Source organism: Pseudoalteromonas obscura, assembly GCF_030135505.1.
GTDB lineage: Bacteria > Pseudomonadota > Gammaproteobacteria > Enterobacterales > Alteromonadaceae > Pseudoalteromonas > Pseudoalteromonas obscura.
The window spans coordinates 1-12,495 of the sequence record NZ_JASJUT010000013.1; the positions used below are offsets into that span (position 1 = coordinate 1).

A 12,495-nucleotide genomic window follows, 5' to 3' on the forward strand; every position below is an offset into this window, starting at 1 on the left:
TATCAACAACGGATAATTTAAAGGCAAGCGAATAATCTTTTTGAGTTCTCTTAGATATTGATGTCATGACATTCTCCAAATTTAAGTTGGAAAAGTGTCAACCTTATTTAGGACGGGACACAGGCATAAAAAAAGCCGCTACTTAGCGGCTTTTTTAATGTTTCATGTTACTTCGCAATTACACTTGCATCAGTAATTGGTAACAGCAGCCCTTTAGAAGCTAGGTAAGTCGCAACTTGCTTCTGCATCTCAGCAGTTGCTTGTGCATGACCTTGAGCAGTTCCACCAGTTTGCTTATCAAATGAAGGAGTTAGCAGCGAACTATGATGGCCTTGTGAGAAGTTAACCACATATCGTCCAGCAGTGCCGTCAGTTGACTGCTGTGACTCCGTGACCGTTTCTAATCCCATCATTGCAGCCAATGGTGTACTACCGCCAAGCGGATTGCGCGGTAATGTTGTCGCAGGAATAACTTGGTCACCCTTATTCTCACCTTCACCGCCAACCACTACGCTCATATACATAGGCGTATTTACTGCGCGTACAAGCGGCGCGTAATTGAGAGGATCTGCGCTGTCCAACACGGTTTGTGATGCGTAGGCAAATTGATCGACTGTCGCATTAATCGCACCGATTGACGCCAGATCGCCTTCCGCCTCTAAATTAGCCACAAAGGTATTGTATGCACATGAAGCAAATGCACTTGCACTGCCTGCAAACGCGCTACAATCAGCCACTGCACCTTCTTGAAGGTAACTGCCGAACTTTTTAGACACAGCTAAATCTGACGCACCTTGAAGCACTGCGGTTTTAACAACTGGGCCAAAAGAACCAGATTCAACTAGGAAGTTTGCAATGCCCGCGCCACCGCTAGACAATGCAGCAGGCCCTACCTTAAACAACGGCTCAGCTTGTTTTAAACGTTCATCAGTAAATGGTAAATTCGCATGTGCAATAAAGCTTGGCGCAACAATTGAGCCCAGTGACTGACCAACAAAGCTCACGTCATGAGTATTGAAGTTAAGTGGTACTTGAGATGCCGCATTGATAGCATGCAAGCCTAGTCTCAATGCTAATAAATCTGCCGTGGACTGACGTAAGTTATCACGCGCGACTAACAATGACTGCAGGTTCATGTAATGCAATACACTTTTTGTCGACGCATTGAACTCGTCGTTGCCATCACCATCAACATCGATACCGCGCTCACCGTGTAATGGGTGGTCAATAGCAACCGTTGCAAAGCCCGCTTGTGACAACGCTAGTGTTAAGCCAAGCATATCTTCTTTTTTACTGGTAATGCCGTGCTGCATAATCACAACAGGGAAGCCAGTTTCAGGTGCTGGTGATAACGGGAACGTGATTTGCACAGGCGCATTCGCAACCCACTGCTCTTCAGGAATAGGATTGTATTTGGTGACAAATTTTTGTGCATCCAAACCAAGATCACGAAGTTGACCACCAGACAGTTGTTGACACTGTTCATCTAACGACCCAGCTGCCGGCTCTGGAAGCTGGCCACCCGCTGCAGCCGTTGCAGCCATAACAGCGACACCATTGTCACATTTCGCTTGCCAATAGGTATCAGCCAATGCAGCGCTTTCACCATTTTTCGGTCTAGAAAGGTATTGTGGCAACTGGATGTTACCTTTCAGGTACCTAATGCCACCAGCCGCTTGAAGCAACTCAGGTGGCAATGTTGCAGCAAGACCAAACTCTTCAAATTTGTCTGCAACCGAAACAAAGTCCTGTTCGGCTACCGTAACCATAGGTTGGCGCTCTGTATTAATCGTTGCGGCAAGTAACTGCTTGATGGAACCAACAACAGCACCTGTAGACTGAGTTGTCATTGCCGCTGTATACACAATCTCTTCAGCGCTAATTGATTCACTCGCAACCAATGCTCGTTCATAGCTGCGAATGACAGCTTGAAGCGACTGCTGAGCGTCGGTCACCAGTGGCGCTTCTTGTCTTAGCAATGTATAGGTCGATGAAGGAGTTAGACTACGTCCACCGTCGATGCCATCTTTAATATTTGTCGTCAAGACAGTAATGTACGTGGTATTCGTCTTAAATGGCTTAACAGGTATAATATTAATGTTCTGGCCATCGCTACTTAATTGAGATACGAAATCCCCAGTTGGACCAAACGTCAACTCACTGACGACACGACAGGCAAGTGCAGGCGTCAACTGAGCACACGCTTCAGTTTGACCATCATTACCCATCGCAACTTCAAAAATCCTTACAGCGCCTGGTGCTGCAACCGTCGCGGCGTCAATTGTCACGCCTGAGGGGGTATTCAAGCCAATTTGATATGGCATTTGTGTAGACCAACCGTCTAAACCACCGAGCGCTAGAGAAGGGTCTGCGTAACTCGCACGTGATACCTGAGGCTTTGAATCACCATCTAGCTCCCCTGGTATGTTAAGTGTGCCATCTTGTGTCCCGCTAAACAGAATATCATTAGGGACGGAAATAACACCATTTGAGGGATCAAATTTAACCGATGCAACCGGTGTTACAGGTTTGGTGTCTTGCTTTACATCTTCTAGCGTTTCACCGCCACCACAGCCTGCGAGGGCGGCTGAGACAGCAAGTGGTAGTAACAGTTTCTTCATTGTTTTGGCTCCGACATAATTTTATTATTATTGTTTCTCGGTCAGCGCCTACATTTGCCTCTATGTTGTAAGCACAAATAAGCCGCCGAGAATAATTCGTTAAAACTATGTAATTTTGCTTTTAATAAGACATTAGACCAGTTTAACTTAACGCAAAGTGTAGCCTTTCGCCACTCCTATTTGCAATAAATTCGATAACTTGCGCCATGACTATGATAAAATATAGCAAATGTATTTGTTCGAGGTCCAATATGCAAACATATAATGCAGCTAACAACGCGTTAGAAAATAAAGTGATTTTGGTCACAGGTGCGGGTGATGGTATCGGCCGTATTGCCGCAATTAATTATGCGAAACATGGCGCCACTGTGATTTTGTTAGGGAAAACTACCAGCAAATTAGAGGCTGTATACGACGAGATCATTAACGCAGGTTACCCACAACCCGCAATTGTACCTTTGGACTTAAAAGGCGCGACAAAACAACACTACAGAGACTTAGCTTCTACTATAGAACAGCAGTTTGGAAAGCTAGATGGCTTGCTTAATAATGCAGCAATTTTAGGCACAATGGGCCCTCTAGAACATTTCTGTGTATCGACTTTTGAAAATGTGATGAAGGTGAATGTCACTGCACAAGCTATGATCACGCGTTTTCTTTTCCCTGTCATGCGCAAAGCCCCCAGTGCATCCATTATTTTCACATCTTCTGGTGTTGGTCGCCAAGGCCGTGAGTTTTGGGGCGCCTACGCAATTTCGAAATTTGCCACTGAAGGCATGATGCAAACTTGGGCCTGTGAAGTGGGAAAAACAAACATTCGTGTCAACTGTATTAACCCTGGCGCAACCCGCACTAGCATGCGTGAAGCCGCTTTTCCAGGTGAAGATAGAGACAAGTTAAAAACAGCAGAAGACCTTATGCCAACTTATTTATATTTGATGTCTGATGATTCACTAGAGGTGAATGGCCAATCTATCGATGCACAGCCAAAATAGACATTTATATTTGATAAAAAACTAAAAACAAAAAAGGGCCTAAAGGCCCTTTTTTAATGTGCTTACTATTATCGACGCTTGTTTTGCTTCAAACGCTGATTGTGCTTATGCACTGCTTTTCTGATACGATTAACTTTTGCGCGCTTATCTTTACGCTTTTCAGGCATAACTGACAACTTGGTCTGCGTTTCAGGTCTCAAGCTCACAGATTTGCGTAAGTAATTGACATCTTCCAGCTTGAGCTCTTCCCAACCACCTTGTGGCAAACGTTTATTTAGTTCAAGTTTGCCGTAACGCACACGGATCAGTCGAGATACGTCAACTTCTTGTGATTGCCACAAGCGGCGGACTTCGCGATTACGCCCTTCTGTAAGGGTGACATTAAACCACTTATTAATGCCTTCTCCACCACGAGGTTTAATTGATAAAAACTTAGCTGGGCCATCCTCTAATTCAACACCGTCGCAAAGTGTTTTTAAAGTTTGGTTGCTCACTTCACCAAACACACGCACCGAGTATTCACGCTCAACTTCGTATTTTGGGTGCATCAAACGATTTGCTAACTCACCGTCATTGGTAAACAGTAGTAAGCCAGAAGTATTAATATCGAGGCGACCGATGGCAATCCAGCGATCTCCCTCAAGGCGTGGTAGCCTGTCAAATACCGTGCGACGCCCCTCAGGGTCTTTGCGTGTACAAAGTTCACCCTCTGGCTTATGATACATTAACACACGACAGATGCGTTCTTCTTTTTGCTCAATTTTAACAACGTGACCATCAACTCTGATCACCGCGTTTTCTTCAACTCTATCACCCAACGTGGCAACTTTACCATTGACACTGACACGGTTTGAATCGATATATTTTTCCATTTCACGACGCGAACCTACACCCGCGCGCGCTAATACTTTTTGTAGCTTTTCACTCATTCTGATGGTTCTCTCACAGAAGGATCATTTAACATCTGATCTAGCTTCTCACTCTGTAGCTCTGGTAGTTTTGGTAACCCATCCAGACCCGACAGCGAAAAGTAATCTAAAAATAATTTTGTCGTCGCATACAGCGCCGGTTTCCCAGGCACTTCTTTATGACCAACAACTTTTATCCACTGCCGCTCCAACAAACTCTTCATAATGTTGGAGCTGACAGTTACGCCTCGTACCTGCTCTATTTCCCCCCGAGTGATCGGTTGGCGGTATGCAATCAGTGCAAGTGTTTCTAGGGTAGCACGAGAGTACTTCGGCGCTTTTTCTTGCCATAGCATATTGAGCCAAGGGCTTAAGCTTGGGCAAGCTTGAAAACGGTATCCTGTCCCAACTTCAACTAACCTGATACCACGCGTCTGATAGTGCTCAAAAATCGTCTCGATCGCTTGATTTATTCGTTGGTCAGATACATGGATATCTTGCAGCACCGTTTCTTTCATGTGCTTTTTAGATAGCGGCTTATCTGCCACAAATATTGCAGCCTCAACCAACTCGACAAGTTGTTCATCACTGACTCGGCGTTTCATGTCACTTTAACTTCATAAGGCTAGTCGAAAGCGCGGTATTATGACAGAGCTAGGACGACTCTTGTAGCTTTAATGACAAATAAATTGCACTGCCTAAATTGACCTGCACAATTGAGATTAATTGCTCTTTAAGCAATTCAAGCATAGCGATAAATGTCACAACTACACCGCTTCGCCCCTCTTGTAAACTGAATAATCGACTAAATTCGACCGGGTTGGTATGCTCTCCTAAATATTGCAAAATCATCGACATGCGTTCTCGCGTTGACAGAGCTTCGGCGCTGACTTGATGGTGCTCAAACTGCTTCGCTCTGGCCATCACCTCTGTCATCGCCAACAGCAGCTCTTTAAGCGCTACATCGGGTAAAGATTCGTCACTTTGCTCGGTATCTTCAATCAATGCACGAGCAACAAAGATGTCACGCTCCACACGAGGGATTTTATCTAGGTTTTCAGCAGCCACTTTAAACTGCTCATATTCTTGTAACCGTCTCACTAACTCCGCACGTGGGTCTTCTTCTTCTTCAAGCTCTTCGTGGGTAGGTAAGAGAAGCCTTGACTTAATTTGTGCCAACAGCGCTGCCATCACCAAGTATTCGCCAGCCAGTTCTAACTGCAATTCTTGCATCATCTCAACATAGCTAACGTATTGCTGCGTGATACTCAAGATTGGTAATTCTAAAATATCTAGTTTATGGCGCTTTATTAAGTACAACAAAAGATCCAGTGGACCCTCAAAACTCTCGAGGATCACCTGAAGCGCATCAGGGGGTATATAGAGGTCTTCTGGCTTTTCTAATACGGCTTCACCATTTAAAAAAGCCAGCGGTGGTGTTTGCGAAGTTACATCAGTCATATCTATTCAAAAGGCGCAACATCGCCACAGCCATAGCGCAATATCTCTACACTATCCTCTGACATATCAATCACCGTTGTTGCTTGCTCTATTAAATAACCACCATGAACTATGAGATCAACATGCTTTTCAAGCTGCATGCGAATATCATCCGGATCAGATTCCGTAAACTGCTCTCCAGGTAAAATCAAAGAGCATGACATGAGCGGTTCATCCAACTCTTCTAACAGCGCACTCGTAATCGGGTGCTCTGTTACGCGAATTCCGATGGTTTTTTTCTTATCGTTAATCAGTCGTTTTGGCACCTCTTTGGTACCTTTTAAAATAAAGGTATACGGACCAGGAGTGTTGTTCTTAATTAGGCGGAACATTTGATTGTCAACACGAGCATAAGTAGATAGCTCAGACAAATCACGGCACATTAACGTAAAATTGTGGTGCTTTTCGATGCCTCGAATGCGCTCAATTCGCTCTTTTGCCTGTTTGTTACCCAAACCACACCCAATGGCATACCCTGAATCGGTCGGATAAACGATTACCCCTCCTTTTTGGATAATCTCTACAGCTTGACGGACCAATCTAGGTTGCGGGTTATCTGGGTGTATATGAAAAAATTGACTCATACTAACATTCCTCTGTGGCTCCCCAAAACTGCCATACACCTTGGCAATCTTTTGGTAAGTATAGGTTTCTTCCTAGATCTAACCAGCTAGTTGGATAATGAAAATCAGATCCTTGACTGGCCAGTAAATTATATTCTTGAGACAACTGGCCGAGAAATTGTCTTTCACTAGGCGCTTGTTGAGGTTGTGCAACTTCCATCGCTTTACCACCTGCCATAGTGAATTCATCTAACAGCTTACGTAGCCATTTGTTAGACATTTGATAACGCCCAGGGTGTGCTAATACAGCAATACCACCAGCCCCTTGTATCGCATCAATGGCCTCTTTCATTGAACACCAACTGCTGGGTACATATCCTGTTTTATTGCGCGCTAAAAACTTTTTGAATACGCCTTGAATATTTTTCGCCACTCCGCGCTCCACCAACGCTTTTGCAAAGTGCGCACGGGTAATTTCAGCTCCGTTAGCCAACTCTAACGCTTGCGCATATATACCTTCATAGCCTCGCTTTTCTAGCCTTGCACCAATTTCTTTTGCTCGTTCTCGACGCTTTTGCTGCTGTGAAGTCAAAAGCCCTTGCAATTGTGGGTGGTCAATCTCAATATTAAGACCAACAATGTGGATCTCAAAACTTTCCCATTTGGTCGAGATTTCAACGCCGGTAACTATTTTCAAATCAAGGTTTTGCTGGGAAATATAGTCTAGCGCGACAGGTATTCCAGCTATGGTATCGTGATCAGTTAAAGCCAGTACATCAACGCCCTTTTCTGTTGCCCGCTCAAGCAGCTCTGGTACCGTTAAACGCCCATCAGAAAAAGTGCTATGACTGTGTAAGTCATACTTAATCAAAGTTTTCCCCTTAAAAACAAACACCCGGAGTATACCATGGCAAACTTATCCAAGTACGGTTTTATTTACCCAGATACACAGACAGGTCTAATTGCTGGGACTCATTTACTAGGTCAAAATGCTTAATATTTATGAGTAAGCCATGCTATTGGTTATTTTTTAATAATAGTGCTTGACAGTCTGCACCTGAGTAGGGTTTACTGTAGGTACTTAAATTGACATAACGAAATCTTTACAAATGAATCTAACACAAAAAACAAAAATCGTTTGGTGGTGGCACTCGTAACTGCGGGTGTGATTCGTTGTGTCTAACAACTTTAAACCCGCGCTGAGTACGCGGGTTTTTTTATGGAATTTTTATAGTGATTAACAATTTTTGCAACAATTCATCTACAAAATCTTGGTGGTGGTGCCTGAATTAGCGGGAAGGCATTGTTGTAACTAATTACACCCCCCGCAAGTTAAAATACTTCGGGGGGTTTTTTGTACTAAAGAGGAATGAGGTTTGATTTTTAGTCATATAACTACAACACCGGGTGAGGTGACGAGTATAAGGCAGCGGCGCGATTACATCGCAAGCCCCCTGTCTTTGTATGCGGCCCTTAATAAGCCCAATTCACTGTTGTTGGAGTCGGCAGAGATAGATTCCAAGGACAATGTCAAAAGTATTATATTGGCCGATGCCGCACTGCGCATTGAGTGCAACGGCCTTGAAGTGAAAGTACGCGCACTCTCAAATAACGGTGAGCAGCTGTTGAACTACTTGGCAGACCAAGTAACCAACTGCACTGTTGTGAAAGAGTACGCAGTACTGACACTGACATATAATGCCCAAGACTTATCTTTAGATGAGTACAGTAAACTGAAGGCCGACAACGCGTTTAGTGCTTTACGTACTTGTATCAATTCAATAAAAAGTAACTCAGATACGCCATTTTCTGTTTTTCTGGGTGGTGTCTTTGCCTATGATATGGTTGCAAACTTCGAAACTTTGCCAGCTGTACCTGATGGTAAAAACGACTGTCCCGATTACGTATTTTATCTGGCTGAAACCTTGGTCATGATTGACCATCAAGCCCAGACAACAGAGTTAATTGGCAATGTCTTTAATGGTCCAGATGTCCATGCAAACTGTTTCGAAGTTGGCAAACAGCTAGAAGAGCTCAATCGCCAGTGTGATGCATATGAGTCTTACAAAGAAGACCCAGAACACATATCACATGATGTGAATGTCGACATCTCAGATGATGTATTTAAAGCTCAAGTGACACAACTTAAGAAGAACATTGTTGATGGTGATATTTTCCAAGTTGTTCCATCACGCACTTTCTCTTTGCCTTGCGAAAAGCCGTTAGCTGCGTATAAACACCTAAAAAAGCAAAACCCAAGCCCATATATGTTCTATATGCGCGATGAGAAATTTGTTCTGTTTGGCGCGTCTCCGGAATCTGCACTGAAATATTGCCAAGATAGCAATCAAGTTGAAGTATACCCAATTGCCGGCACGCGACCTCGCGGTAAATTTGCCGATGGTTCTATTAACCCTGATTTAGATAGCCGTATCGAACTAGAGTTACGCGACGACAAAAAAGAACGTGCCGAACACCTAATGCTGGTTGATTTGGCTCGCAACGATGTCGCTCGTATTAGTGTTCCTGGCACTCGTCATGCGAAAGAATTACTGAAAGTTGACCGCTACTCGCAAGTTATGCATTTGGTATCTCGTGTTGTTGGTCAATTAAAACCTGATCTCGACGCGCTTCATGCATATCAAGCTTGCATGAACATGGGCACCTTAGTCGGTGCGCCTAAAGTAAAAGCGGCACAGCTGGTTCGTGATACCGAGCAGCAGCGCCGAGGAAGTTATGGTGGCGCCGTAGGTTACCTAACTGGTGACGGTGCTATGGACACGTGTATCGTGATACGTTCTGCATTTGTGAAAAATAACACAGCATATGTTCAAGCTGGTGCTGGGGTTGTTTATGATTCTGATCCGCAATCTGAAGCTGACGAAACTAAAGCAAAAGCGAGCGCCGTGATCAAAGCCATACAATCTAGCTATCAAGGAGTGGGTCATGACGCCTAAAGTATATTTTTTGGATAACTTTGACTCGTTTAGCTACAACTTAGTTGATGAACTATCTCAGCTTGGCAGTGAGCTCGTGGTGTATCGTAACCATATCGATGCACGTACCATCTACGACAAAATGTGTAATGAAACTGCACCTGTAGTGTTGGTATTATCGCCAGGGCCAGGTAAACCAACCGAAGCTGGTTGTTTACTTGAACTGATTGAATTGTGTAAAGGCAAATTCCCAATGCTTGGCATTTGTCTTGGTCAGCAAGCGTTGACACAAAGCTATGGCGGTACAGTAGGTCATGCTGGCGAAACAGTACATGGAAAATCTTCTCAAATAGACGTGGAAGAACATCCTGTTTTTGCAGGGCTAGGTAGACGATTCCCAGTGGCTCGATACCACTCTTTAATGGCTACGAGCGTACCTGATTGCCTGAAGACCATCGCAAAATACCAAGATATCCCAATGGCCGTATACCATGAAACAGACAAGGTGATTGGTTACCAATTCCACCCAGAATCAATTTTAACGCCAGATGGTGCAAAGCTATTAAAGCAAAGCATCGATTACTTGACCTGTTAGGAGGCAACATGGAAAGTTTAAATCAACTCATTGACCAGCACTCATTAAGTTTTGAACAAGCTACTGAGCTTTTTGGCCAAGTAATGCAAGGACAGTTATCTGAAATTGAATTAACTGCTGCACTTATTGCGCTAAAGATAAAAGGCGAAACGGCATCTGAAATAGCAGGTGCGGCAAAAGCGATGCGCGACCACGCTGTTGCTTTTGATAATCGAGGCCTTTACTGCGCAGATAGCTGCGGTACGGGTGGCGATGGAACTAATACCATCAATGTAAGTACAACAGCAGCTATTGTTGCGGCTGCATGCGGTATCCCGATGGTAAAACACGGTAACCGCAGTGTATCCAGCAAGTCTGGATCAGCTGACTTACTGCGCACTTTGGGTATTAACCTAGAGATGAGTCCTGAACAAGGAGCAAACTGCCTTGAAAAGACCAACTTCGCTTTTTTATTTGCACCGCTCTATCACAGCGGCGTAAAACACGCGATGCCTGTACGTACTAAGTTAAAAACACGCACCTTGTTCAATATTTTAGGCCCGCTGGCAAACCCAGCTAAACCGCAACTTCAATTACTCGGCGTCTATGACCCTAGTTTGTGCCGCCCAATGGCTGAAACGCTAAAAATGCTCGGCACTGAACGTGCAATGGTGGTGCATGGCGCTGGGTGTGATGAAATTGCATTACATGGCACTACTATAGTCACAGAGCTAAACAATGGCGAAATCTCCGAATATACCCTGACACCAGCGGATTTTGGTTTAGATAATTATTCTTTGGAAGAAATTGCCGGCGATACACCGGAATACAACGCCCAAGCAACTCGTGATATTTTAGATGGCAAGGGTAAAACAGCACACAATGCAGCCATCGCTGCTAATGTAAGCGCACTTTTAGTGATGTCCGGTAAAGTAGACAACTTAAAAGAAGGTACTAGGTACGTACTAGACGTATTAGCTTCTGGAAAGTGCGCGCAAACGCTAAAAGCCATCGCGGAGGTTAGTCATGGCTAATGTATTAGAAAAAATTGTTGCGGACAAAAAGGTTGAGTTGGTAGAACGCAAGAAAACTCTGCCACTCAGTGAGTTTCAATCCTTGGTAGAGCCAAGCGAGCGAGACTTTTATGGTCAAATGTCTAAGCCGGGCATTCAGTTTATTTTAGAGTGTAAAAAAGCCTCTCCTTCAAAAGGGCTTATCAGAGATAACTTTGACCTAGATGAAATCACCTCTGTCTATGCCAAATACGCAACTTGTATCAGTGTGCTAACCGACACTAAGTATTTCCAAGGCAGCTTTGATTATCTAAGCTATGTGCGCAGTAAAGTTGAACAGCCACTCATCTGTAAAGACTTTTTCATAGATGAATATCAAGTTTATTTAGCGCGTTTAAAAGGTGGCGATGCGATTTTACTCATGTTGTCCGTTCTAGATGACGAGACTTATGAAAAGCTCGCAGCGCTTGCACACTCTCTGAATATGGCAGTATTGACAGAAGTCAGTAACGAAGAAGAAGTACACAGAGCACTGAAGCTGGATGCAAAGCTTATCGGTATCAACAACCGTAACCTTAGAGATCTCAGCACTGACTTGGCAACCACTGAGCAATTAAGAACACTGATCCCAAATGATAAAACCGTTATCTCTGAGTCAGGGATCTATACCCATAGCGACGTTAAGCGACTTACTTCGCACTGCAATGGTTTTTTAGTCGGAAGTTCTTTAATGGCTGAAGATGACCTAGAAGGTGCATGCCGTAAGCTGATCTTGGGTGAGAACAAAGTCTGTGGCTTGACTCGCATTGATGACGCCTTAGCCGCTTATCAAGCAGGCGCTGTATATGGTGGTTTAATTTTCTATCCTAAATCACCGAGATTCGTAGATTTCGATTGTGCAAAAGCAGTTGTTGATAGTGCTCCTCTGAAATATGTCGGTGTCTTTGTCGATGCGCCAATCGAGCAAATTGTTGACTATGCACAAAGTTTGAGACTAAGTGTTGTACAACTACACGGTCACGAATCGCAAGCGTTTATAAGTGCGCTGCGCAAACAATTACCTGTCAATTGTCAAATCTGGAAAGCTCAGGGAATTGTAGACGAGTTTCCAGCACCGTTTGACGAAGTCGATAAGCACCTTTACGACACCAAAACTGCCTCCGCTTTTGGCGGTACCGGTAAAGTTTTCAATTGGCAGTTACTTAAGAGTGCCAAAAAGCCATTTATGCTTGCAGGTGGCCTCAATGCCGACAATGTTAACGACGCATCTTATTTAGGTGCAGCAGGATTTGATCTTAATTCAGGGGTAGAAACGAGCCCCGGTAAAAAGTGTCCAGAGAAATTACGCGACGCTTTTAACAATATTCGAAAATACTGAGGTGGAT

The 12,495-nt window shown here is 44.1% G+C and carries 11 protein-coding genes; 5 read left to right on the forward strand and 6 right to left on the reverse strand.

The window, feature by feature from the left end:
• Positions 1-167 precede the first annotated feature (167 nt).
• Positions 168-2,621, reverse strand: a complete 2,454-nt coding sequence (locus QNM18_RS22630; protein ID WP_284138506.1) for a VolA/Pla-1 family phospholipase — start codon at positions 2,619-2,621, stop codon at positions 168-170.
• A gap of 251 nt (positions 2,622-2,872) precedes the next feature.
• Between QNM18_RS22630 and QNM18_RS22635 the strand changes: the two genes are divergently transcribed.
• Positions 2,873-3,616, forward strand: coding sequence for a YciK family oxidoreductase (locus QNM18_RS22635; RefSeq protein ID WP_211009023.1), 744 nt, complete (start codon positions 2,873-2,875; stop codon positions 3,614-3,616).
• 68 nt (positions 3,617-3,684) lie between these two features.
• On the opposite strand, the gene rluB is transcribed toward QNM18_RS22635, so the two are convergent.
• The 5 genes from rluB to rnm are packed head-to-tail and all read right to left on the reverse strand — an operon-like array spanning position 3,685 to position 7,458.
• Positions 3,685-4,545: a 23S rRNA pseudouridine(2605) synthase RluB gene (rluB, locus tag QNM18_RS22640; RefSeq protein WP_211009022.1), complete on the reverse strand. Its 861-nt coding sequence runs from the start codon at positions 4,543-4,545 to the stop codon at positions 3,685-3,687.
• Complete coding sequence (gene scpB, locus QNM18_RS22645; RefSeq protein ID WP_284138507.1) at positions 4,542-5,129, reverse strand: SMC-Scp complex subunit ScpB; 588 nt, start codon at positions 5,127-5,129, stop codon at positions 4,542-4,544. Before scpB ends, rluB begins: the two co-directional genes overlap by 4 nt.
• A gap of 49 nt (positions 5,130-5,178) precedes the next feature.
• Positions 5,179-5,985, reverse strand: coding sequence for a segregation and condensation protein A (locus QNM18_RS22650; RefSeq protein WP_211009020.1), 807 nt, complete (start codon positions 5,983-5,985; stop codon positions 5,179-5,181).
• A gap of 2 nt (positions 5,986-5,987) precedes the next feature.
• Positions 5,988-6,608: an L-threonylcarbamoyladenylate synthase gene (locus QNM18_RS22655; protein WP_211009019.1), complete on the reverse strand. Its 621-nt coding sequence runs from the start codon at positions 6,606-6,608 to the stop codon at positions 5,988-5,990.
• A 1-nt stretch (position 6,609) separates the two neighbouring features.
• The gene (gene rnm / locus QNM18_RS22660) at positions 6,610-7,458 is read right to left on the reverse strand and encodes an RNase RNM (protein ID WP_211009018.1); all 849 of its coding nucleotides are present in this window, start codon (positions 7,456-7,458) and stop codon (positions 6,610-6,612) included.
• A 505-nt stretch (positions 7,459-7,963) separates the two neighbouring features.
• Here rnm and QNM18_RS22665 point away from each other — a divergent pair.
• Genes QNM18_RS22665 through trpCF form a run of 4 tightly spaced genes read left to right on the forward strand, consistent with a single transcriptional unit; the run spans position 7,964 to position 12,488 of the window.
• Entirely contained in the window at positions 7,964-9,544 is a 1,581-nt protein-coding gene (locus tag QNM18_RS22665; RefSeq protein WP_284138508.1) for an anthranilate synthase component 1, read from the forward strand.
• The gene (locus QNM18_RS22670) at positions 9,534-10,118 is read left to right on the forward strand and encodes an aminodeoxychorismate/anthranilate synthase component II (RefSeq protein ID WP_284138509.1); all 585 of its coding nucleotides are present in this window, start codon (positions 9,534-9,536) and stop codon (positions 10,116-10,118) included. The genes QNM18_RS22665 and QNM18_RS22670 overlap by 11 nt, the downstream gene beginning before the upstream one ends.
• Positions 10,119-10,126: 8 nt before the next feature.
• On the forward strand, positions 10,127-11,131 hold the full coding sequence (gene trpD, locus QNM18_RS22675) for an anthranilate phosphoribosyltransferase (RefSeq protein ID WP_211009016.1): 1,005 nt from the start codon (positions 10,127-10,129) through the stop codon (positions 11,129-11,131).
• Positions 11,124-12,488 carry a bifunctional indole-3-glycerol-phosphate synthase TrpC/phosphoribosylanthranilate isomerase TrpF gene (gene trpCF, locus QNM18_RS22680; RefSeq protein WP_284138510.1) on the forward strand — a complete coding sequence of 455 codons (1,365 nt, stop codon included), beginning with the start codon at positions 11,124-11,126 and terminating at the stop codon, positions 12,486-12,488. Before trpD ends, trpCF begins: the two co-directional genes overlap by 8 nt.
• Positions 12,489-12,495: the final 7 nt, after the last annotated feature.

What these genes read in the sequence shown, in the direction of transcription:
- QNM18_RS22630 (WP_284138506.1), bottom strand. Translation starts at nt 2,621, where the DNA reads ATGAAGAAACTGTTACTACCACTTGCTGTCTCAGCCGCCCTCGCAGGC.
- QNM18_RS22635 (WP_211009023.1), top strand. Translation starts at nt 2,873, where the DNA reads ATGCAAACATATAATGCAGCTAACAACGCGTTAGAAAATAAAGTGATT.
- rluB (WP_211009022.1), bottom strand. Translation starts at nt 4,545, where the DNA reads ATGAGTGAAAAGCTACAAAAAGTATTAGCGCGCGCGGGTGTAGGTTCG.
- scpB (WP_284138507.1), bottom strand. Translation starts at nt 5,129, where the DNA reads ATGAAACGCCGAGTCAGTGATGAACAACTTGTCGAGTTGGTTGAGGCT.
- QNM18_RS22650 (WP_211009020.1), bottom strand. Translation starts at nt 5,985, where the DNA reads ATGACTGATGTAACTTCGCAAACACCACCGCTGGCTTTTTTAAATGGT.
- QNM18_RS22655 (WP_211009019.1), bottom strand. Translation starts at nt 6,608, where the DNA reads ATGAGTCAATTTTTTCATATACACCCAGATAACCCGCAACCTAGATTG.
- QNM18_RS22670 (WP_284138509.1), top strand. Translation starts at nt 9,534, where the DNA reads ATGACGCCTAAAGTATATTTTTTGGATAACTTTGACTCGTTTAGCTAC.
- trpD (WP_211009016.1), top strand. Translation starts at nt 10,127, where the DNA reads ATGGAAAGTTTAAATCAACTCATTGACCAGCACTCATTAAGTTTTGAA.
- trpCF (WP_284138510.1), top strand. Translation starts at nt 11,124, where the DNA reads ATGGCTAATGTATTAGAAAAAATTGTTGCGGACAAAAAGGTTGAGTTG.